General features: G+C 69.6%; 14 protein-coding genes and 1 pseudogene. 3 read left to right on the top strand and 12 right to left on the bottom strand.

The window, feature by feature from the left end; all coding sequences use genetic code 11:
• Nucleotides 1-135: 135 nt before the first annotated feature.
• Nucleotides 136-573 carry an SRPBCC family protein gene (locus AB0F56_RS02515; RefSeq protein WP_362003127.1) on the top strand — a complete coding sequence of 146 codons (438 nt, stop codon included), beginning with the start codon at nt 136-138 and terminating at the stop codon, nt 571-573.
• Between the two features lie 16 nt (nt 574-589).
• A pseudogene (locus AB0F56_RS02510) lies at nt 590-727 on the top strand (VOC family protein); the annotation flags it as partial.
• A gap of 72 nt (nt 728-799) precedes the next feature.
• Here the strand turns inward: AB0F56_RS02510 and AB0F56_RS02505 are convergent.
• The 10 genes from AB0F56_RS02505 to AB0F56_RS02460 all read right to left on the bottom strand — a co-directional run bounded on the left by AB0F56_RS02505 (nt 800) and on the right by AB0F56_RS02460 (nt 9,704).
• Nucleotides 800-1,468, bottom strand: coding sequence for an SDR family NAD(P)-dependent oxidoreductase (locus AB0F56_RS02505; protein WP_362003125.1), 669 nt, complete (start codon nt 1,466-1,468; stop codon nt 800-802).
• A 47-nt stretch (nt 1,469-1,515) separates the two neighbouring features.
• Nucleotides 1,516-1,869 (bottom strand): DUF427 domain-containing protein, encoded by a 354-nt coding sequence (locus tag AB0F56_RS02500; protein WP_362003123.1) that lies wholly within the window; start codon nt 1,867-1,869, stop codon nt 1,516-1,518.
• A gap of 74 nt (nt 1,870-1,943) precedes the next feature.
• Nucleotides 1,944-2,318 carry a UBP-type zinc finger domain-containing protein gene (locus tag AB0F56_RS02495; RefSeq protein WP_362003122.1) on the bottom strand — a complete coding sequence of 125 codons (375 nt, stop codon included), beginning with the start codon at nt 2,316-2,318 and terminating at the stop codon, nt 1,944-1,946.
• 351 nt (nt 2,319-2,669) lie between these two features.
• Nucleotides 2,670-3,740, bottom strand: coding sequence for a TerC family protein (locus tag AB0F56_RS02490; RefSeq protein ID WP_362003121.1), 1,071 nt, complete (start codon nt 3,738-3,740; stop codon nt 2,670-2,672).
• Between the two features lie 130 nt (nt 3,741-3,870).
• Complete coding sequence (locus AB0F56_RS02485; RefSeq protein WP_362003119.1) at nt 3,871-4,893, bottom strand: pyridoxal-phosphate dependent enzyme; 1,023 nt, start codon at nt 4,891-4,893, stop codon at nt 3,871-3,873.
• Complete coding sequence (locus AB0F56_RS02480) at nt 4,814-5,857, bottom strand: GHMP kinase (RefSeq protein ID WP_362003118.1); 1,044 nt, start codon at nt 5,855-5,857, stop codon at nt 4,814-4,816. Before AB0F56_RS02480 ends, AB0F56_RS02485 begins: the two co-directional genes overlap by 80 nt.
• Nucleotides 5,854-6,717 carry a DUF364 domain-containing protein gene (locus AB0F56_RS02475; RefSeq protein ID WP_362003116.1) on the bottom strand — a complete coding sequence of 288 codons (864 nt, stop codon included), beginning with the start codon at nt 6,715-6,717 and terminating at the stop codon, nt 5,854-5,856. Before AB0F56_RS02475 ends, AB0F56_RS02480 begins: the two co-directional genes overlap by 4 nt.
• 14 nt (nt 6,718-6,731) lie before the next feature.
• Nucleotides 6,732-7,541, bottom strand: a complete 810-nt coding sequence (locus AB0F56_RS02470; RefSeq protein WP_362003114.1) for an ABC transporter ATP-binding protein — start codon at nt 7,539-7,541, stop codon at nt 6,732-6,734.
• Entirely contained in the window at nt 7,538-8,692 is a 1,155-nt protein-coding gene (locus AB0F56_RS02465; protein ID WP_362003112.1) for an iron ABC transporter permease, read from the bottom strand. Before AB0F56_RS02465 ends, AB0F56_RS02470 begins: the two co-directional genes overlap by 4 nt.
• The gene (locus AB0F56_RS02460; RefSeq protein ID WP_362003110.1) at nt 8,682-9,704 is read right to left on the bottom strand and encodes an ABC transporter substrate-binding protein; all 1,023 of its coding nucleotides are present in this window, start codon (nt 9,702-9,704) and stop codon (nt 8,682-8,684) included. The genes AB0F56_RS02465 and AB0F56_RS02460 overlap by 11 nt, the downstream gene beginning before the upstream one ends.
• 154 nt (nt 9,705-9,858) lie before the next feature.
• Here AB0F56_RS02460 and AB0F56_RS02455 point away from each other — a divergent pair, with 154 nt between their 5' ends.
• A complete protein-coding gene (locus AB0F56_RS02455; RefSeq protein WP_362003108.1) occupies nt 9,859-11,133 on the top strand; it encodes an MFS transporter in 1,275 nt (424 codons plus the stop codon).
• A 605-nt stretch (nt 11,134-11,738) separates the two neighbouring features.
• On the opposite strand, the gene AB0F56_RS02450 is transcribed toward AB0F56_RS02455, so the two are convergent.
• Complete coding sequence (locus AB0F56_RS02450; protein WP_362003106.1) at nt 11,739-12,344, bottom strand: SMI1/KNR4 family protein; 606 nt, start codon at nt 12,342-12,344, stop codon at nt 11,739-11,741.
• Nucleotides 12,345-12,346: 2 nt separating this feature from the next.
• On the bottom strand, nt 12,347-22,891 hold the full coding sequence (locus AB0F56_RS02445; RefSeq protein WP_362003104.1) for a LamG-like jellyroll fold domain-containing protein: 10,545 nt from the start codon (nt 22,889-22,891) through the stop codon (nt 12,347-12,349).
• Nucleotides 22,892-22,941 lie beyond the last annotated feature (50 nt).

Genomic DNA, 22,941 nt, shown 5'->3' with positions numbered 1-22,941 from the left:
ACCGACACCGACCAGGCGGTCCTAGGTCTCGTCAAGCCTGGTCCGATGCATCCGATGCTCCCACTCACACGGAAGCATCAGTGTCGGGATGGGGGGGGCCGGAGGGCCCTGGTGTGGGAGACGGAGGACCATGCGGTGATCAGTGTCGAGCGCAAAATCGAGGTACGGCTTCCCTTGGCCGAGCTCGTGACGTATCTGGAGGACTTCGCCCGTACCGAGCAATGGGATCCGGGGACGGTGTCCTGCGTACGGCTGGACGACGGGCCTCTGCGCACGGGTGCGCGCTGGCGCAACACGTCGGTCTTCCGGGGCCGTACGACCGAACTCGAGTACCGGCTCGACGTGCGTGAGCCCAGGCGGCTGGTGTTCGTCGGAGAGAACAAGACGGTGACCGCCGTCGACGACCTCCGCTTCGATGACGAAGGCGACCGCACCCAGCTGTCGTACAAGGCCTCGCTGGCCTTCAAAGGCCTCGCGAAGCTGGCATCACCGTTCTTGCGAACGGAGTTCGAGCGGCTGGCCGACGAGGTGGCCGCACGCCTGCCGATCGCCGCCGCAGCCAGGCGCACCTGACGGCTCCGAAGTCGACGAGTGGTTCGCAAGATGCCTCAACGCCGGCGCGACCCCCGTCATCGAGCCCGAAGACACGGCATGGGGATCGCGACGCGCTCGTGTCCGGGATCCGGAGGGGTACGAGTGGAGTGCGGGCACGTACGGGCCGGGCTGAGCGATGAGGGGCGACGACGACGCGCGCGTCAACGTGGCTCGGCGGCTATGAATCCTGCCAGTTCGGTCTCAGTCACCCTTGAGCCTGCACAGCACTTGCCATGATCGAAGCGATCAGGTGCTGTTCCACTGCTTGGGTTGGGTCGGCTCCCGTCGGCATCTTCGGCGCGCTGCCGATCACCGCCCGGTCGACGAACCCGCCGCCAAGGTGCGGCATGCGCACGTCCACGATGCGAATCCCGCGGCTGCGTTGTTCCCGCTCCACCACGCCCAGCCAGGCGGCGAGCGCTGCCTTGGCTGCCGTGTAGTCGGCCATTCCGCGCATTGGTTTGTCGACGATGACTCCGGTGACGACCGCGACGACGCTCGCGGGCTCAAGTACCGGCAGGGCCCCACGTACGACGGCCATGGGTGCGAGCGCATTGACTGTCATGAGGTGCTCTGCGGCCGCCTCATCGACTTCTTCGGCACGGCCGAAACCGGCTACGCCGATGGCGACAACCACCGCGTTCAGCCCCTCAAGGGCTTCTGCGGCCCAAGGAGCGAGGGAGGCGCAGCCTTCAAGGTCATACGCGTCGAAAGACCTGTACGGGCAGTGGCCCAGCAGTCTCGACCGCTCCGCCAGCAGGTGGCCGTCTCGGCCCGCCAGAGCCACAGAGCTTCCTCTGCGAGCCAGCATCTGCGACGCGAGACCTCCGATCATTCCCGTCCCACCCACAACGAGCACCTTGCCACCGGCCATCTTTCGGACCTCCGGTACCTCACAGCCACGGACATTCAGACCCCGGTTCAAGAGCCGGAGATTCCCAGACCGCCCTTGAAGGGGCCGAGGATTTCGTCGGTGATCCACCCTCCGTAGAAGTCACCGCCCTGGGCTCGCACGCGCTCCCCGTCGACCGTGCAAAGGTCAGCTCTTCCCGCATAAAAGGCAAGGTGACCGGCAATGCTCTCGTACCCGGGCGAGGGAGCCTCATAACTCCAGGCGGCGTCGCGGACGGCGAGCCTTTCCACAACCAAGGTCCAATACGTGGCCACCCCCTTCCACTCGCAGTTCGACGTCGCCTCCAACAGCGAAAAGAGGTCGGTGCGCACATCGCCACGGGGCACGTCGAAGACAGGGGGGTGACTCATTTCCACCTCCACCAGCCCTTCCCGACTGCAGCGACTTTGGATGCGCCAGGCTGCAATCTGACCTCGTGACGGTGCCAGGGACTGTCTCAGCCGATCGCGCCCTCAGCCCCTTCGACCCGGACCAGGAAGACTTCGTCGACGAAGCACCATGCCCAGGATTCGTCCGGGGCAAGGGACAGGACCAACGGGTGACCCGTCTGCGCGTGGTGGGCATAGGCGTGACGGCCCCGAGAGCTGTCGCAACATCCGACGTGCCCGCAAGTGGTGCACCATCTCAGCCGACTCCAGGTCCAGCCGCGGGCCTGGCATTCTGCACACACCTGGGACGGTGTGCTCGGGCAGGCCGGCAGCGTTGCCAGGTGTGAGCAGGTACGCCCCTCGGGACGTCCTCCGTCCGCTGACACGACCCATGTCGCGAGCGGCTGTCGACGGTCGTCGAACCTGCTGCCGGTTTGGGTCATCGCACATTCCTTCCGCCCTGGCGCGCCGGCACGTCACTGCGACAGCACCGCCTCACCCCGGGCGCGGGCATGCTCCGTTTGGGGCGAGCCAGCTGTCCTGGTGCGCCGGGCCTTCCCGAGATTCGGGGCAGTCGGGATTGTTGCAGGGGCCGGGCCGCCACACGGGCACGAAGATTCCGAAGGCCTTGTGCCGTCCTTTGGCGATCGTCGCCACGGGCTGCTTGCAGGCTGGGCAGACAAGCGTTCCCTGGGGACGGGTCTTACGCTCGACTTTACTCATCCTTTAACGATAGGCTTAAAAATCACGAAAAGGGAGTAACCGGGCAAATATGCCCGCAAACTCTGTCTCGATCAGTCCGCAGCTCGGGGCGGATCATCACCCCCATCATCCTGCTCGGTAGGCACCCCGCCCCCGGGGCGAGGGTCGTCCGTGGCCGCCACCTCGGACGGCGAGGTCGCCTCCTCGCTGGGAACGGCAGGGGCCGGGAGTGGGGCGGGCCGGAGCAGGCTGAGTACCACGGAGCCGGCCAGCACGACGACGATGACCGCCAGGCTGACGGGTGAGGGGATTTCCGGGATGCTGCTGCTGATCGTCTTGTGGGATGCCTGAAGGACGAGCTTGACGCCGATGAAGGCGAGGATGATCGCAAGGCCCTTGTTCAGGTAGTGGAACCGGTCCAGGAGACCGGCGAGCATGAAATAGAGGGCCCGCAGTCCGAGAATGGCGAAGGCGTTGCTGGTGTAGACGATGAAGGCATCGTCGCTGACAGCAAGGACTGCGGGCACGCTGTCAACGGCAAAAACGAGGTCGGCCGCCTCGATGGCGGCCACCACCGCCAGGAGCGGAGTGGCCACGCGTTTGCCGGCTTCCTTGACGAAGAACTTCATGCCGGCGTACTCGTCGCGGACCGGCATGATCTTGCGAAGCATCCGTACGGCGAAACTCTTTCCCGGGTCGAAGCTCTCCTGTTCGTCCTTGAGGAGCTTGTAGGTGCTGTAGAAGAGGACGGCGGCGAAGGCGAAGAGCACGGCGGTGAAGCGGCTGACCACGGCGACGCCGAGGGAGAGGAAAATCCCGCGGAAGACCAGGGCACCCATGACGCCGAAGAACAGCACGCGGTGCTGGTAGGCGCGGGGCACCTTGAAATAGGCGAAGATCACGGCGAAGACGAAGAGGTTGTCGACCGACAGGCTCTTCTCCAGAAGCCAAGCCGTGGTGTATTCCGTGCCCGCAGTCGTGCCGAGGACCAGGAATACGACTCCACCGAAGATCAGGGCAAGGCCCACCCACAGGGCACTCCAGGCCCCTGCTTCCTTGAAGCCGATGACGTGTGCGGTGCGGTGGGCGAGCAGGTCCACCGTGAGCGACACCACTACCGTCGCGGCGAACGCCACCCACAGCCAGAGCGGGACCTCAAGCACACCATCACTCTCCGATGGCCCACGCCACCGCACGGGCCCCTTTACCGCATTCTGCGTCCTTTCGCTCCTTTAAGCGATCCGGCAGGGTGGACCTGACAGCCCTCTCGCGTGGCGCCGGGCTGCCGGGGCTTTACGAGGCCATGGCCGGTGCGGCCGCCGGGGCGCGGTTCCAGTGCATGCGGGACCACGGGAGGGCGAGGTCGCTCTGGTTGGACACCTCACGCGGGGCGAGGTCCTCGATCCGTGCGGCCTCCCCGTGGCGGGCGTAGACGGTGTCGACGTAGCGGTGGCCCGTGTCGGGGGCGATGAAGAGGATCGTGCGGTTCGGGGAGCGGTCGCGTTCGTGGCGGGCCGCCAAGTAGCCGGCGCCGGTCGACAGGCCCGCGAAGACCGCGTGCCGCCGCAGCAGGTCGACGCTGCCGGCCAGGGCCGCTTCGAAGGAGATCCAGTGCAGCGTGTCGTACAGCTCGTGCGAGACGTTCTCGAAGGGGATGGAGCTGCCGATCCCGGCGATGATGATCTCCGGGTCCGAGACGTGCTTGGCGCCGAAGGTGACGCTGCCGTACGGCTGGACGCCCACGAGGTCGACGTCGGCTCGGCCGTCGGGCGCCGCGCGCAGGTAGCGGGCGAAGGCGCCCGTCGAGGCGCCTGAGCCGACGCCGCCGACGATGGTCAAGCCCTCCACGCCGGTGGACTCCCGGATCCGGTCGGCGATCGCGCGGTAGCCGAGGTAGTGGATGTCGTCGTGGTACTGCCGCATCCAGTGGTACTCGGGGTGTTCGGCGAGGATCTCGTGGATCCGCTCGACGCGTCGCTTCTGGTCGAGTTTGAGGTCGCTGCACGGGTCCATCTGCTCCAGCGTCGCGCCGAGGATGGAGAGTTGGGTGCGCAGCGTGTGGTCGACCGTCGTCGAGCCGACGATGTGACAGTGCATGCCGTGCCGGTGGCAGGCCAGGGCGAGGGCGTACGCGTAGATGCCGCTGGAGCTGTCGAGGAGCGTGTCCCCGCGCCGTACGACTCCGGTGTCGAGCAGGTGGCGTACCGCCGCGAGCGCGGAGACCACCTTCATCGTCTCAAAGCGCAGGCAGACGAGCCGGTCGTCGAGGCGTATCAGGTCCGGCCGGCCGATCGCCTCCGCGATGTGCTGGTCCATTCAGGATCTCCTTGGTGGTGGTGAAGGTCGTGAAGGCCCGGGTGGCGGGGATGCCGTGGGCGTCCAGGGCGCGCAAGCAGCTGCGCATGCGGTGCCGCAGGCCCGGTGCGGCAGGGTCGAAGAGGACGCCCGCCACCGCGCCGCTGTGCGCGATCTGGACACCCGCCGCACCGACCCGCCGGGCGATGGCCGTCAGTGCGTCGAACTCCGCGTGAGCGAGGACCTGTTGGCCGCGTCGGGCGCTGGCTGTGGCGACCTCGCCGAGCAGTTGGGCGTCGCCCGTGGCCACGGCCCGGCGGAGCAGGGTGCGCAGTCGCTCGAACGCGCGGATGTCGGCATCGGTCGCCTCCCGCACGGGCAGGGCGAGGGTGTCCACGGGTGCGCCCCCGCCGAGGGTGCAGCCCACGACGACCAGCGGTGGCAGGGCCGGGCCGAGGACCTCCAGGACCCGGCCCTCCCGCTGGGCGAACAGCACCGGGCGTCCGTCCAGCATCAGCGGATCGCATGCCAGCTCCGCCCGTACGGCGACCCGGGCGACCGTGTCCGGGTCCAGCCGCAGTCCGTACGAGTCCGCGACCGCACGCACGGCGGCGATCACATCGCTGGTCGAGCTGCCCATGCCCAGGCCCACGGGTATGGCGGACGTGAGCCGCAACTCCCCGCCGCAGGGCCGCTCTCCGGTCCGCTCCGCGCACTCGGCCACCGCGAGTGCCGCGGCCCGGGCGGCCTTCGTACGGCCGGCCGGTACGACCGTCAGCGCCTCGGGCGCCGTGCCGGGCCGGCGGACGAACTCGGCGGTGCTGCCGGGGCCGGCCATGGGGAGCGTGACCAGGCCCGCGCACCGGTGCCCGTCCGCGTCGAGGAAGACGCCCTGGAGGATCTCGCCGTGGTGGCAGGGCGCGTACCCGGTGCCGGTGGGGAGGGCACCGGCACCGGGTACGGCCGGGTGGGCGGCGGGGATCACGCGCCGCCCACCGTCCGGTAGCGGTACAGGACCGTCTCCTCGGCGCTGAACTGGGAGAAGGGGAACGGCTCCGCGGACAGGGCGGTCACGCCCGAGCCGAGGAAGGCACGGGCGACGGCGCTGCCGGTCTGGGCGTACACGATCAGCGGGATGCCCCGGGAGCGGCAGCGCTCCAGGATGGTGTCGAACGAGCCGTTGCTCAGGGTCATCCCGGTGGCGACGACGGCCTCGGCACTCTCCAGCACCTCGTGCATGTCGGTGGTGACCGGGTCGCCCCACTGGGTGGCCTTGAGGTTGAAGTCGCAGGGCAGCGGTTCCCCGCCGCGCTCGCGGATCGCCGCGACCAGCGGGTTGACGACGCCGATGAGCCCGACCTTGGCGCCCTCCTCGATGTCCAGGAGCCCGGCGATGGCCGCGTCGCGGGACTTCGCGCGGACCTCCGGGGTGCCGGTGGGGAGGGTGACGGGCTCGGCGTCGCCCGCCTCGGCGGCCACGCGGTGCGGGCGGGTCTCGGAGAGGTAGGCGTCGAGGGCGGCGATCCGCAGCGGGCGCGGGGCCTCGCGCAGCAGGACGTCGAGCGGGGTGCCGGAGGAGTCGCGGCAGATCGACGGGTCGATCTCGCCGGCCTCGAAGGCGCAGCCGCCGAAGGAGCCGCCGAGGCGGACCAGGACGTACTGGTTGAGGTAGGTGGTGTCGCCGCCGGCCAGGCGGGTGCCGTGGTGGATCCAGAACACGCTGGTGGCGACGAGTTCGGAGGGCAGCGGGCCGTGTTCGCCCGCGAGGACGGCCTCGATGAGCGCGTCGACGGTCGGGGCCGCGGTGTCGGCGGCGATGCTGGAGAGCTGGGTTGTCCGGTTCATGGGGATTCTCTTCTTCACAGGGCGGGTTGAGGTGTCGGCGCCATCGCCGGGGCTGGTGCACCGAGCGGGCCGCGGTACGTGACCGTGGGGTTGGCCAAGGCGTCGGTGGTGAGTTCGGCGTCCACCTCGAAGACCTCGGCGAGCCGCTCGGTGGTCAGGACGGCGGTGGGGGTGCCGGAGGCGATCAGGCGGCCGTGGTGGAGGAGCAGCAGCCGGTCGCAGTACCGGGCGGCGAGCGACAGGTCGTGCAGCGCGACCAGGACCGTCTGGTCGGTGCCGGTCAGCAGCTCCATCAGTTCCAGTTGGTGTTTGACGTCGAGGTGGTTGGTGGGTTCGTCGAGCAGGAGTGCGTACGGCTGTTGGGCCAGCGCGCGGGCGATGTGGGCGCGCTGCCGTTCGCCGCCCGAGAGTGCCTTCCAGGAGCGGTCGGCGAGTGCGGTGAGTCCGACGCGCTCCAGCGCGGCGGCGACCACCGCCCGGTCGGTGGCGTCCGGTCCGCGCCAGCGGTCCCGGAACGGGGTGCGTCCGAGGCCCACGACGTCGGCGACCCGCAGATCGCTGTCGGCGCCCGAGTCCTGTTCGACGAAGGCGACATGGCGGGCGACGCGGCGCGCGCTCCAGTCCCGTACCGACTCGCCGCCGTAGCGGACCGTGCCCGCGTCGGGCGCCCGAAGGCCGGCCAGGCAGCGCAGCAGCGAGGACTTGCCCGAGCCGTTGGGGCCGAGCAGTCCGACGGTCTCGCCGGGGGCGATGTCCGCGCTGACCTCGCGTACGACTGGCGTGCCCGCCACCGACCAGCTCAGCGCTTCGACGGTGATCCTCACAGTTCACCCCTCTTGCGCAGGACGAGGAGGAAGAGCGGCACGCCGAGCAGAGCGGTGATCACGCCCACGGGGACCTCGCGGGGTGCGAAGGCGATCCGCGCCAGCGCGTCCGTCCACACCAGGAACACCGCGCCCGCAAGGGCCGCGTACGGCAGCAGCACCCGGTGCAGCGGCCCGACGAGGAACCGCACCCCGTGCGGGACGATCAGCCCGACGAAACCGATGGCGCCGACGGTGGCCACCGCCACCGCGGTCAGCGCGGCCGTGACCACGAGGAGGAACATCCTCGTGCGCCGTACGCCGATGCCGAGGGAGGCCGCGGTGTCGGTGCCGAACGCGAGCCCGTCGAGGGCGTTCGCGCACAGCCACGCCGCCGCCAGACCCAGCGGGGTGACGATCGCGCAGACCACGACCGTGTCCCAGCGGGCCGGCGCCATCGAACCGAGCAGCCAGTGGGTGACGGCCCGCGTGGTGTCCGCGTCCGCCGAGGCCATCAGGACCAGCGAGGTCAGCGCGGTGAAGAGCTGGCCGACGACCACGCCGGTGAGGACGATACGTACGGAGTCGAGGCCGGTCCGCCGTAGCAGGAGCAGGAGCAGCCCGAAGGAGAGCAGCGCACCGGCAAGCGCACCGCCGGTGACCCCGAGCGTGCTCGCGCCGACCCCGAGGACGACCACGGTGACGGCGCCCGTCGACGCCCCCGAGGAGACGCCGAGCAGGTAGGGGTCGGCGAGCGCGTTGCGGGTGACCGCCTGGAGCACCGCGCCGCACACGGCGAGCGAGGCGCCGACGAGGGCCGCCATGAGCACACGCGGCAGGCGCAGGTCCCAGATGAGGGAGTCCACCAGCGGGGGCAACGGCTGTACGTCCAGGCCGAGATGGGCGCCGAGGACGCGGCCCAGGTCCGCCCAGCCCACGTCGGCGACGCCGATGCGCACGGCCGCCGCCACCGAGCCCGCCAGGGCGCCCGCGGCCAGGAGGAAGAGGACCGCCTGGGCCGCCGCGGAGCGGCCGGGCCGGCCGGCCGTTCCGGGCGGCAGGGGCCGGGTGGTGACGGAGTCTCCCGGGGAGCCCCCCGTCACCACCCGCCCGCGGGCCGCCGGAAGCAGCAGATCCGCCGGGCCCCTCGGGGTCGCCGGGTCAGCGGACATACCCGAGGTCCTTCATGCCCTTGGCCAGCAGCCCCAGGGCGTGCACGGAGCGCACCGAGGGGTCCAGTTCGATGCCCGGCACGGTGAGGATCTTGTTGTCGCGGACCGCGGCCAGCTTGGAGATCACCGGGTGCTGGGTCATCGTGGCGCGCTTCTCGGCGGCGCTGTCGCCGGGCCGGCCGCGCTCGGACAGGTCGCCGATCACGATGAAGTCGGGGTCACGCTCGGCGACTTCCTCCCAGGAGACTTCCGGCCAGTCCTCGTTGACGTCGTCGAAGGCGTTCTTCGCGCCGACGATCCGGCTCATCTCGCTGGGCAGGCCGGTCTTGCCCGCCACGTACGGCATGCCGTTGAAGACGGAGTAGAGGTAGACCACGGTCGGCCGGTCCGCGCCCTGCGGGACCTTTGCGGCGTTCTCCCCGGCCTTGGCCACCGCGGCGCGCTGGTCGGCGGCGAGCTTGTCGGCCCGCTCCTCGGCGCCGAAGACCTTGCCGAGGTTCTCGTAGTCGGAGAAGAGCAGCTCGAAGGGGGTCTTGCCGGCCGGGTTCTGCTGCGGGCAGTCCACGGCGCTGACGAAGGTGGGGACCTTGAGGGTGCCCAGCTCCTCGCGGGTGCCGGCGCGGTCCTTGGTGTAGAGGTCCGTGGAACCGGCGACGACGAAGTCCGGAGTCGCGGCGCGCAGTTGCTCACCGGTGGCGATCTTCGGTGCGATGACCGGGACCTTGGCGTACGCGGCCTGGTACTGCGCGGGGATCTTCGTCTTGAGGTTGGCGGTTCCCGCCATCCGGTCCTGGAGACCGAGTTCGAGCAGGGTCTCGGTCGAGGTCTGGTCCAGGGTGACGGTCCGCTCGGGCGGCTCGGCGAAGGACACCTGTCGGCCGCAGCTGGTGACGGAGGCCGCCTTGGCCGCGGGCTTGGTGTCCGTCTTCGAGCCGCTGTCGGCCGCTGTGGAGCAGCCCACGGTGGCGAGGGCGAGGGTCAGGGCGATGCCGAGGCGGGCGGGGTGGCGCATGGGTTCTCCGGTCTGGGAGGGCGGGCGTGGGCGTTGTCGTGCACCGGGCAGGAATGCCGCGTTCGAAAGGGTACTGTAATGGCATTCATTTTCATTAAGAACACAGGGGTGCGGTTCACCAGGCCGCTCCCCCGCCCCGAGGAGCAACCACACCGTGGCCACCACACCCGTACCGACACCCACCAAGACCGAGGCCCCGCCCCCGCGTTCAGTCCTCCGGGACCCCGCGTTCCTACGCCTGTGGGCGGGCACCACCGCCTCCGGACTCGCGACCTGGGCCCTGCCCTTCGTCCTCGGACTCGCCGTACTCCACCGCGACCTCGGCACCGCCGGCCTCGGCCTGGTCCTCGCCGCCCGCACCGCCGGCTTCCTCGCCGCCGTCGCCGTCGGCGGCGTACTGGCCGACCGGCACTCCCGCCGCGCGGTCGTCCTCTGGTCCGCCCTCGCGGCGGCTGTCGCCGCGCCCCTCCTCGCCGCCGGGCTCGGCCGCTCGCTCGTGCTGATGACGGTCGCGGCCGCCCTCGCGGGCGCCGGACAGGGCGCCTGCCGCCCGGCGTTCCAGGCGCTCACGGCCGAGACCGTCGACCCCGAGCGCCGCCAGCAGGCCAATGCCGCCATGACGATGGCGGTACGGAGCTCCACGCTCGCCGGCCCTGCCCTGACCGCGCTGCTCGCGGCCTTCCTCGACGTCTGGACGCTCCTGCTCGGCATCGGCCTGCTCTGGCTGGTCGCCGCGCTCGTCCCGGGCAAGGGCGCCGGCGCGCACGCCACGACCGCGGACCCGGCCACCGCCGAGCCCGGCCCGCGCGCCGGCTTCCGAACCGAGTTCCTCGAAGGCATACGCGAGGCCCGCCGCCACCCCTGGTTCCTGGCCGGACTCGGCGCCCTCGTCGCCGTCATCGCGCTCGGCTACTCCGCCACGAGCGTCGCGCTGCCCCTGATCAGCCGGGACCGCTACGACACCGAGTGGGTGCTGGCCGCCGCCATGACCGCGTACACCGTCGGCGCGCTCGGCGGGGCCCTGGTCATCGCCCGCTGGCGCCCGCGCTCGCAGGGCTGGGCGGCCTTCGCCGGACTCGCCGTATACGGCTTCGCACCACTGAGTCTGATGCTGCCCGTCCACCCGGTCGTGGTCGTCGCCGCGTACGCGGTCGCCGGGATCGGGATCGAGCTGTTCAACGTCCCCTGGTTCACGGCCACTCAGCGCGAGGTCGCCCCGGACAAGCTGGCCCGCGTCTCCTCACTGGACTTCCTGGTGTCCTACGGTCTGGCGCCTGTCGGCCTGGCCCTGATCGCCCCGGCCATCGACGCCCTCGGAGTCACGACGGTCCTCGCCACGTGCGCCGCCGCCTGCTTCCTCGTACCGGCCGCAGCGGCGCTCGTACCCACGGCCCGCCACTTCACGCGGACGGCGCCTACGACGGACTGACCGACCAGGTTGACACCGATCGCGAGCCCATCGTTCTGCCGTACGACCCGCAGCATGTGGCGCCTGACTTCGACGACGGCAACCTGGCGGAGGTCGTTGCCCGCGAGGGCGATGTCGGCGGTCTCCAGGGCGACATCGGAGGAGTGCTCGCCCATGGTGATGCCCACATCGGCGAGGGCGGGGGCGTCGTTGGTGCCGTCGCCGACCAGGCCACGGTGTGGCCCTCGGCCTGGAGGTCGCGGATCAGCTGGAGCTTGGCCTCCGGCAGGGCGTGCGCGTGGCCCTCGGTGATGCCCAGGGCGCCGGCGACGACTGGGCGGTCTGCGGCGCGTACGGCATCGGAAGCGCCGAGCATGCCGATCAGGTCCTGGTCGTGGGCGAGGCAGATGACGGTCTCGCCGCCGCTCCTCCCATGCTGCGATCAGACGGTCGACGTCGAGCTCGTCCGGGGCCACCCGGATCACGACACTCCCGGCCACGCGAGACGCCACGGACAGAACTTCGCCCCGCCGATCGAAGGATCGGCGGGGCGAAGTTCTGTCCCTCAGGAGCCGCTCGACAACACCTGTCCCGTCAGACAGGTGCCATCGAGCGACCGGTCTTGATCACATGCCGCGCTCCGGACCGTGCCGGCGGACGATCTCCTCGTCCGGCTCCATCGGCCTCGACTCCAGGACAACAGGTCCCGGATAGAAGTACGAGGAGTTGGGGCCGGCCATGTCCTCACCGACCAGGTAGCGGTACAGCCACTCCGAGAGACTCATGGAGTACATGGAGAACTCGCCGTCGCCGTCTTCGACGAACAGCAGGGTTCGGCCGTCCTCGGGACTGCGGGCGAAGAACACGGTCTGCCCGCTGTCGGCAGAAGCGATGGGCGTCAGCCCCCGCTCGGTACCGAACTCCAAGTCGGCCAGCCCCAGGGCTGCCCGGGGGTCCCCTTCGATGTCGTCATCCCACGGAATCTGATTCCACGCTTCGGAGGTCTCACGGATGAATGTCCCGAGGTTCCACCGGTCTGTCGCCGGGTGATCGAGATAGAGATGCCCGTTCACCTTCACCGGCGCATATCCATCCACAAGAGTCTTGAAGTCCTCCGGGAGCGAGAATCCGAGATCGGTTTCGAGCGCCGCCCACGCCGCTGGGTCTGCGTGGTGCGCAGGCGGATCTCCAAGCATGGCGATCACACGCGCGAGAAATGTGTCAGTCACCATGATCACCTCTTCGGGCAGTCTGCGCTGCCGGTCGTTGTTCCACCCGTCGGCGACTGACGGATCACGCAGTGCTTCATCCACTCTCCGGGCACACCGTAGTTGTATTCGAGGGTCGTCGGTATGCCGGAGTTCTTGTTCCCGTAGTGCGGCACCACCGAAAGGGAGAGTTTCTTGCCCGACTTGATCGTATCCCTGATGTCCTTCTCCACACCATGATTCAGGTACGGGGTATTGGTCGCTCTGTACTCGGCCACCAGGTTGCGGAGGTCGATTCCGGACCCCTTCGCTGCCGCGGGGATCAAGTGCCCGTTCGCCGGCGTGTGCCCCAGTGAGGCCATCTCGGCCATCCCGGGCGGCTTCGTGGAGTCGTTGGTGTTGGTTCCCGGGTGCTTCCGCCCCGGGTTGTAGTCACTCAGATCCAGGAGACCGTAGACGCCGGTGGCCCGGCATTGGTAGCTGCGTTCAAAGTTGTCGTAGTAGCGCTCCCGCGGCAGGTAGACGGCGTGCCCGGTATCGCTCACGCCGGGTCCGTCATCGCACTTCTCGTCATCACGGTTGCGGCCGTTGTTCTTCCCGCCGAACACGTTCGTCGGCGCGGGGAGGAATTCGACGGTCCGGTCCGGGGAGGTCGCGCCTCCCGCTCCGGTCTGCGGGACCTGGTCAGGAGTGAACCCCGCCTGGTCGTTGACGAGAAGGTCCAGCAGCGTCAGCCCACCGACGACCAGGTCGACACCCTTCTGCGGGTCCCAGCCACTCTTCTTCGGGTCCCAGTCGGGCTTCAGCGGCGGACGGTCCGGTGCGGGCTTCGGATTCTTGCCGTTGTTGGGGTTGAGATCGATGGGCACCGGACGCGGCAGCGGACGAGCCCGGGTGGTCTGCTGGAATCGGGCTGTTCCGCGGGAGTAGGTTCCTCCGCGGCCCCGCCCGCCTCCATAGCGGCTCGAACCACCTCGGCCGCCCGAGGAGGACGCACCTGAGCCGTAGCCGTAGCCGTAGCTGGTGGACCCGGTGTAGCCGTAGTTGTAGCCGGTGTACCCCGAGCTGTAGCCGGGCGGGGACCAGGACAGTCCGCCGGTCGACGGCATGTGCCAGCTGTACTGCCAGGTGTACGACGAAACCCAGTCGTTCATGCCCTTGTACAACTGCTCACAGACGACCTTGCATGCGTAGCCCGCTGCCAGGGCGGCGGCAGCTGCGAGAGCTTCCGAACCGCCGATGACGGCGCAGCCGTAGCAGTGACCGGTCGGGTCGGTGCCGTTGAGCGGGGACCCACCGATGTAGCCGTACCGGTTGGCGTCCGCGGAGGAACCGGTCGGGTCGAGCTGCCAGGTGTCACGGCTGGTGAAGCTGCCGGTGCCCGGCTGGTACCAACGGGAGGCCATGTTGACCTCGCCGGTGGAGCTGTCCGTCCACCCCGACTGGTAGCCGAGGGACGGGTTGGTGCCCGCCGACGCGGTCACGTTGCCAAGGGCGTCGTAGGCGCGGGACGAGGAGATCGTGGTGCCGTCGGCCGAGAGGCCGGCGACCACGTCGCTGTGCTGGTCGGTCACCGCGAGACGGGCAGAGCCCGCCGTCCCCGTCGTATTGCTGGCGAGGAGCGTGCCCCCGGGGCTGCGGCTGAAGGTCGACGTTCCGTCCTTGACCAGATCGTTGGAGCCGCCGTCATAGCTGAAGGCGGTGCCGCCGCTGGTCAGGACCCGGTCGAGCGAGTCGTACGTAAACGTGCTCGTGCCGTTGTTCACCGTGCGCTCGAAGGCATCGGTGTTGATGGTCCGGGTGGTGCCGCCGTCGGTGACCGACTTGATCGACCCCCGGGCGGAGTAGTCGAAGGTCTGCGTGCCCCAGGTCTGGACCCGGTTGCGGGAGTCGTAGGTGGCGGTGAGGTCGCCCTTCTTGGTCAGGTTGCCGGCCTTGTCCCAGTCGAAGGCGGTGGTGACGCCCCCGCTGGTCTCCGAGGTCATTCGGCCGGAGAGGTCGTAGGCGTAGGTTCCCACTCCCGCCCCGACAGTGCCGGTGGTGGTCTTCTTGACCAGACGGTCGTCGAGGTCGTACTCGTAGGCGATTCCCTGGACCCCGGCGCCGGTACCGGTCTTCTTGACGCTGTCGTCCGCGAGCCGGCCCAGAGCGTCGTACGTGTACGAGCGCTTCGCGCCGATCGTGAACGTGCCGCCTGCTGCCGGGCGGGCGTACTCCTCTGCACTCGGTCGCCCGGCGGCGTCGAAGTCGTTGCGTACCTGTGTGCCGGTGAGCGGGTCGGTTGTGGTGTCGAGTCGTCCGGCCTGGTCGTAGGTGAAGGCCGTCGTGCCCGCCGCGTCCGTGCGGGACGTCACCTGACCGTCCGCGTCGTACGCGTAGGACGAGGTACCCGAAGGGCCGTCGGCGTTCAGGAGCTGGCCGCGGTCGTTGTAGGTGTAGCTGTTGCCCGCGAGGACGCCGTCACCTCCCGCGCCGGTCAGACGGCCGGCGAGGTCGTACGAGAGACTGCGCGGCCGGGTGGCCACGGCGGTGCCGGAGCCGGTCTCGGCGGTGAGGCGGTCCAGGTTGTCGTACGTCTTGTTGCGCTTGACATTGCCCGGGAGCAGCTCCGTGACGAGCCGACCGGCCGCGTCGTACACGTTCGTCCACGTGCGGTTGGCCACGGCCGGGTGGAGCGTGGTGCTGGGCTCGACGGTCGATTCCGGCAGACCCCAGGAGTTGAAGGTGTAGTGGGTGATCTTTCCGCGGCCGTCGGTCAGGCGCGTGCGGTTGCCCGTCGCGTCGTAGCCGAAGGTCGTCGTGATGGAGTCGGTGGCCGTGACCGGTTCGACCTGCTTGGTGATCCGGCCGAGGGCGTCGTGGGTGTAGGTGCGCCGGGCGCCGGTGGCGGAGACCGATGCGGTGATGTTTCCGTCGAGGTCGTACTCGGACGACATCGAGCGCAGCGGCGTGGTGCCGGTGCCGTAGTCGGTGAGGGTCTTCGGCTTGCTCAGGATGTCGTACGCCGTGACTGTCCTGCGGCCGGTGGCGTCCTTGGACTCGGTCGGACGGCCAAGACCGTCGTAGGTGGACCGCGTGACGCCGCCGAGCGGGTCGGTGACCGTCAGAACCTCACCGGCGGTGCTGTACGTCGCCGAGGTGCGGCGGCCGCCCGGGGTGGTGGATGCGGTCTGGTTGCCCGCGTCGTCCCACGTGTAATGGCTGACGAGATGCTGGAGGGTGGGTTTGCGCTCGACCGTGGTGTCGGTGAGCTTGCGGCCGAGTTCGTCGTAGGTGGACTCGGTGCGGGCGCCGGTCGGGTCGGTCGCGGAGAGCGGGAGACCGGTCGGGGTCCAGGTGTAGGTGGAGACGCCCCCGCCGGACAGGTCCGTGGAGGTGCCGCCGAAGGTAGTGGCACCCGGGGCCTGAAGGCCCTGTGTGCCGCCCGCGGCCGGGTCCGAGGAGCGGACGAGGTTGCCCAGTTGGTCGTACTGGTAGGACCGCACACGACCGAGCGGGTCGGTCGTAGAGGCCGTGTTGCCGTGCTTGTCGTATGTCGTGCGCGCCACGGCCGTGATCGGCGTCGCAGCACCCGGCGGCGTGTAGTCGGGCAGCGTGGCTGCGACGGGACGGCCCAGCTTGTCGGTCTCCACACGGGTCACCATGCCGCGCGCGTCGCGCGTCTCGGTGGCCTCGCCGAAGGTGTTGTAGCCGGTGAGGGACGTGGGAGTGACGGCCGTGGCCGCACCGCCGTTCTCCTCCGCCTGCACCTGCGGCGCCGTCGTCTCGACCAGGCGGCCGAGCACGTCGTAACGGCTGGTCGTGGCGTTCCCCCGCGGGCTGACCTGCGTCAGCCGAAGGCCGCGCTGATCGAACGTCGCGGAGGTGACCCGGGTCTCGGTGCCGTCGCTGACGGTCGCCTTCTTCGGGTTGCCCACGGCGTCGTACTCGGTCGTCGAGGTGAGCTTCTTGCCCGAACCGTCGATCGACTGAGTCTGCTCGGTGACCCGGTTGTCACCGTCGTAGGCGACCGTCGTCACGCGGTTGAGGCCGTTCGGGTCGAAGACGCTGCGCGTCGTCCGTCCCGTGGCGTCGACCGTGTTGACGGTCGTACGGCCGGCGCTCGCGGTCCGGTTGACCACGTTGCCCGCGCCGTCGTAGACGGCCGACTCCAGGACGATGTCCTTCTTGGCGCCGCCCGCCTGCGTGACCTGCTTCGCCGTTGACGTGGCTCGCAGGCCGTCGTCGTAGTAGGTGAAGGCGGTCGTGGCGCCCATCGCGTCGGTCGTCGAGGCCAGCCGGCCCGCCGGGTCGTACGCGTGGGAGATCAGGACCAGGTCACGGGTCTGGCCGGACGGATCGCCCGTCCAGTCCTTGAGGATCGACTCGGCCAACCGTCCGCGCTTGGTGAACGCGTGCGTGACGACGTTGCCCGCGGCGTCCGTCTCGCGGATCACCCGACCCAGCGCGTCGTGCGCGAAGGTCCACTCGTTGCCCTCCGCGTCCGTAGCGCTCTCGTTCAGGCCGAGCGCGTTGTAGCGGTAGGTGGTGGTGCGGGCGGCGTCGCCACCCGTGGTGTCCTGCGTCGTTTCGGTGAGCAGCCGTCCGTCCGCGTCGTAGGTACGGGAGACCTTCGCCGTGTGGGTGACACCGGTGATCTCGTTCTTCACCCCCGGACCGGTCTCCGAGGAGACGCGCGACATGGAGTCGTAGGAGTAGGTGCGCGTGACACCCGCCGGGACGGCGTCGGAGACCTGGGTCTCGGTCAGCTTCCGGCCGATTCCGTCGTACGTGTACGACGTGACCAGCCCGCCGGGCGCCGTCGCCTTCGCCACGTCACCGCTCGCGAAGTACGCGTAGGAGGTGATGGCCCCGCCCGGGGTCTTCTGGGTGGCGACCAGCCCGCGAGGTGTGGTGCCGCCTCCCACGGCGGGCTCGCTGCCGGTCGTGTAGGTGGTGACGACCGCGCGGCCGTCCGCCAGTGTCACCGTGTCGGTCAGACCGAGCGTGGTGTACGAGGTGGTGGTGCGGTAGCGGTTGTCGCCCGAGCCGGTGGAGCGACCGTCGCGGACGGCCACCTGCTTGCCGTTGCGCGGGTCCAGCGGGTCGGAGGCGTTGTGGTAGTACTCCGCGAACGAGGTCCAGCAGGAGTTCGCGTCCCGGCAGGTCGTCGTCGAGACGGTGTTGCCGCGCTCGTCGTGACCCGTGATGGTCGCGTGACCGTTGGGGTCGGTGACCGTGTGGAGGAAGCCGCCGACGTCGTACGAGAAGGTCGTGACGCCGCCGTCCGCATCCGTCCGCGCCGTCGGCCGCTGGCCGCGGACCGCGTCGAAGGTGCTGCTGGTCTTCGCGCCCGTCGGGTCGGTGACCGTCACCGTCGAGGTCAGCGAGGAACCCGACGCGTGGGTACGGGCACTGTGGTGCCGGGCGACCTGGTCACCGGTGAGGGTGCGCGGGTAGACGGCGACCTCGTCGATGCGACCGGTGAAGTAGCTGACGTCGTTGCCGGGCGAGGCGGGCCAGTAGTTGGTGTGGCCTGCCCCGATGTAGGTGTACTTGTTGGCCTGGTGGTCGACCGGCACGTTCGTGGCCTGGGCCACCTGGCTGCCGTCCAGGTAGAGCGTCTGGGTTCCACCCTGCGCCGTGATCACGGCGTGATGCCACTCGTTGTCCGTCACCGTCGCCGACGACGCGTTGGTGGCGCCGATGCCCCGGGTGAAGTACTGACCGTGGAGCTTGCCGTCCGTGCCGACGTACAGCACCGGTGTGTAGGTGGCGTGGTCGGGGATGCGAAGTTCCTGGTCGCTGAAGAGCACACCCGGCTTGGTGGTCTTGAACCACAGCTCGACCGACAGGTCGGTGTTCGGCAGGTGGCCGCCTACGAGTTCGGCGTACCCGTCACCCGAGAACTCCGCCGCGGAGCCGTCGCCGGGCCCGAACGCCCCCGGGACACCGGGAGTCGCCTTGGTGTAGGTGCCGTGGGCACCGGCGGCGGCGACCTTGTTCACGACGGTCGTGCCGCCGGTCTCGTTCAGCTGCCAGTAGCCGGAGGGGGCGTCCGCCATGACAGCGCCCTGGTACTGGGCCCCGCTGCCGGTGACCAGGCGGTTGCGCGCCTTGTAGTGGTCGGCGACGGTCTGGGCGTCCAGTTCCTTCGTGTAGAAGGCGGCTTCGTCGAGTTGGCCATTGAAGTAGCGGGTCGCACGGCCTTGCCCGTCCCACTCCTCACTGGAGTAGCCACCGCCGAGGTAGGCGTGGGCCAGGGTCTCCGGCTTGACGACACCGGTCTTGGAACCGATCTTGGCACCGTCGAGGTACAGCGACTGACCGGTCGGTCCGCCGGTGATGACGACGTGGTGCCACTGGTTGTCGGTGACCTTCGCGCCGCCCATCACGGGCCAGCCGGCGGACGGGCCGTCCCACAGGTGGCCGCGCAGTTCGCCTTCCCCGTCGACGAGCAGGCTCGCGTTCCACATCGTCGGAGTGGACCCGAGCTCGGCGTTCTGCAGACCGAGCAGGACACCGCTGGGCTTGTCCGTCCTGAACCACAGCTCGACGGAGAGCGAGGAGGCGTCGCTGATCGACTCGGACGGTACGGAGATCACGCCCTTGGACCCGTCGAGGGTCACCGCGCCGTCGTCACCGTCGAGGAAGGCGCCGACCCCGCCGAGGGTGACCCCTTCACGGTAGGAGCCGTTGCCGCCGGCGGATATCTCGTCGACCGCCGCGGCGCCGCTGCTGTCGCCCAGGCGCCAGTAGTTGACGGGGTTCGCGGTCCGGACGGCGTCCGAGTAGGTCTGGGAGCCCGACGCGTAGCGGGGCGCGGAGATCTGCCACACACCGCCGTTCTCGTCAGTGACCTTGGTGGCGCGCTCGGTGTCGCTGTCGTACTCGACACGTCCGCTGACCCGGCCCGAGGGCAGGGTGACCTTGGAGAGCTTCGAGGACCCGGCGCGGGCCGCGTGGTGCGCGCGCACGGAGCCGGCGTCGAGGGCGCGGTGGTAGACCGCGACCTCGTCCATCAGACCCTTGTAGTACCGGGTGCCGTACGTGCCGGCGCCGTCCCACGTGTGGTCGGTGAAGCCTCCGCCGAGATAGGTGAAGGTCTTGACGGAGTGGCTGACGGGGCCCGCGAGGGTGCCGACCGCCTGGCCGTCGAGGTACAGCGTCTGACCGGTGCCGGTGCTGGTGAGCACGGCGTGGTGCCAGGCGTTGTCGGTGACGGTGCCCGGCGAACTCATCGGGACGAGGCCACCGTCGCGCTTCTCGAAGGCGCCGCGCAGCTTGCCGGCCGAGTCGACGAACAGAACCGGGTTGTAGACGTTGGGGTGTGTCGGCCCCAGAGGGTCGTCCTGGAAGCCGACGAGGACGCCGTTCGGCGTGTCCGTCTTGAACCACAGCTCCACCGACAGCACGGTGGAGGAGGCCAGGGTCGACTCCGGCAGCACCACGTAGGAGTTGGTGCCGTTGAAGGACGCTGCTTTGTTGCCCGTGCCGGTCAGGGCACCGCTGCTGCCGAGGACGACGTCACGGTAGTGCCCGGCGTTCATGCCGGTACGGGAGACCGCCTCGCTCTGCGCGGCTTCGCCCTCCGTCTCGCCGAGCCGCCAGTAGGCCACTGGGTTGGCGTCCTGCACCATCCCTCGGTACTGGGAGCCGGCGGTGTACTCGTACACCGTGCACGCGGTCGTCGACGAAGGCGGGCAGACCTTGGTGAGCTCGTCGCCCTGGTAGGTGTACGACCAGACGAGTGCCGGCGCGGACGGGCCGACGGCATCCGTGGAGACGGATGCGACGTGCGCGCCGCTCCAGGTGAACGTCAGCGCACGCTTGGACTGCGCGTCGGTGGCCTTGGTGAGCTTGCCGCTCGTGTAGGTGAGCTGCTGCTCACGGCCGTGGCCGTCCTTGACCGTGGTCAGCAGTCCGGTCTCGTCGAACGTGTACAACGCAGCGCTCGCGTCACGCAGCGTCCAGCCCCCGCCGGACACGGCGGTCAGCACACCCATCGAACCCGACGGCGCGCTGTAGGTGCCGTCGGCGTTCTTGCCGAAGCGCACCTGGCTGCCGTTCGCCAGCGTGATCACCACGCTGCCGTCCGGCTCGGCCACGGCCCGCATGTCCCAGCGGGTCGCCCAGCCGGCGCCGAAGGCGCTGGTCTTGCGCGGGTCCTGCGAGTTGTACGTACGAGTGACCGCAAGCTCGGGGCCGACCGTGGGAACGGCGGCGTCCGTGGCGGTGGTGGCGTAGTTGCCGGACCGTTCACCGAAGGTCCGGCCCCTGTCGGCACCGCCCAGGTGGGAGGTGATGACCGGCTGTGGGACCTGCGTGGTCAGGAGAGAGGGAGCGGTCCTGGAGGACTGGTCCTTGCCGTCGTTGGCGTACGCGTACCAGGCGTAGGTCTTGGCCCAGCTCAGCCAGCCCGACGGAACGGTCCAGCTCTGCGAGGCCGCGTGCGTGTTGCCCCGGCAGTTCTTCCGTGCGTCCTTGCCCTCGACCTCACACACCTCGAACTGATAGGTGAGGGAAGCGGGAGACTTGTCCACGTCGGTCGCCGAGGCCCACAGGGTCGGGGTCAGCGTGTCGACGAGCGTGCCACTCGGCGGGGCAGCTCCCGTCAGATGGGGCGGGGTGTTGACCGCGTCGAACCGCACGGTCGGGCCGGGGACTCCGTCGTCGACGAAGCTTCGCACCCCGAACTCGTCCATGGTCCACTGGAGTGTGTACGTGCCGGGCGCCAGCGGTGCGATCTTCGCATCGACCGTCGCCGAGGCGCCGGGGGCCACGTCGTAGGGCATCGGCGTCCACCGGATCTTGCTCCAGTAGTCACCACCGACCTTGTTGCCATGGGCGTCGAACAGGTCGTAGCGCAGCTTGTAGTTGCTCGTCTTGCCCCAGGTTTCCTTGCCCTGGTTGGTGACCGTGACCTTGAAGGTGCCTTCGGAGGTCGCCGTCATCGGCTGGACGAAGCCGCCGAGGCTGTAGGCGGCGCCGTACTTCGACCAGGTGACGTCGAGGCTGGGCTTGCCGTTCGGATAGTCGTCCGAGCCGAACTGCTTCCAGCTCTTGGAGTCGTTCGTGGCCGCCTTGACCGCGAGTCCGTAGTTCGGTTTGCGGCCGTGTGTCCAGTCGTCGACCAGCTGACGACCCGCCGTGCCCAGGGAGATCGCCTCCCAAGCGGGAGCGCAGGTCCAGTTGTTCGTGCCGGACGGGCGCCAGGCGTGTGCGAAGGACTTGGAGCCGAGCGCGCCGCCGGTCGCGGGACCGGGGTACACGGAGGTGCTTGCCTCGGACCAGTTCGAGGTGATCTCGTGGACGGTCACCGGGCGCGCGGTGCACGACTGCGACCAGGTGTTGTACAGCGAGAGGTTGGCGTTGATCACATAGGCGTTCTTCAGCGTGGTGTCGAGGCCGTTGAACTTCAGGAAGCCGGCCGCCTTGTGACCGCCGCCGTCGTACGTGCCGACCTTGAGCACGGTGTCACTGGCGAAGTTCTGGTTGTACGGTGCCTCGACATACGTGCCGGAGGCGGCCTCCAGGCCGGTCGCCGAGGGGTCCACCTTCACGGGGAACACCCGCTCGGGCGCCGACAGCCACTTCTTGTCGAGGGTGACGATCAGGACCTGGCGAGCACCCTCCTTGACGATGTCGTAGGTGACCCCGGAGGAGATCACGCCCTCGTTGGAGTTCGGTGCCTGGAGGGAGTCCTCCATCCAGCCGGCCGGCATCCAGGCCTTCTGACGGCCGACGCCGTCGGTGAACACAATGCCGCCGTGCGCGTCGAGCTTCGCGGTCAGGCCGTTCAGAGCCAGCGGGAAGCGCCATTCGGTGGGCGCCTTCGCGTCCTTGAGGATCAACGTCTCCTTGACGGAGTCGCTGCCCGCCAGGAGTTCCAGATCCGTCGACGGGCGGACGTCGGGGTACGTGATGGCGCTCCCGGACACTCGGCCGCGGGAGCGGGCCGCGCCCTCGATGCCGTACCCGAGGGAGGAGCCGCCGTCGATACCGAGGCGCACCAGCGTCTCCGCGTCGGCGTACTCGGAGAAGTAGATCTCGTCCTCGGTGGAGCGGGGCTCCCAACCGGAGCCGGAGGCGCTCATGGTCCGCAGGCCGCCGGGGGCCGATGGGGCCAGAGCGGTGTCGATGCCCTTCCACTTGCCGTCGTCGCCGCGGAAGTTGACAGGCTCGTTGAAGAATCGGGTGGTGAAGGTGCCGTCCGGATTGGCAAAGGTGCGGGCGCGCTCGGTGCGCTTGTCCGGGACCTCGGTGCTGGCCTTCGCCTCGAAGCCCTTCGGCGGCGCCGCCTCGGGCGCCGGGACCTTCACGAACGGAGTCTTCGCCGGGGGCTTGGGCGCGTTGCCCAGCCTCAGCGATTCGGTGCCGCCGTCCGGCGGGAGCTCGCCCGGCGCCCGTAGTGCGCCGCCGCGTCCCCCTCCCGCGGCCGCGTCGGTGGCATCGCCGGAGGCGCTGTGGCCCCGTCCCCGCGCCGATCCCCAGCCCTGTTCGGGCAGTTCACCGGCTCCGTAGCCGGACTTTGCGATGACCCACTTGTCCACCGCGAGTGCAGCCTGTTCTGTACCTGCCAGAACGGCCATGACGAATGCCACTAGGAGTACTAGTGGTCGCGCTGTGCGCACGGAAATCC

The sequence above is a fragment of the Streptomyces sp. NPDC026092 genome, from assembly GCF_040638605.1.
Lineage (GTDB): Bacteria > Actinomycetota > Actinomycetes > Streptomycetales > Streptomycetaceae > Streptomyces.
The sequence above is the reverse complement of the archived record's forward strand: the minus strand, read 5'-3'. Positions and strand labels throughout refer to the sequence as shown.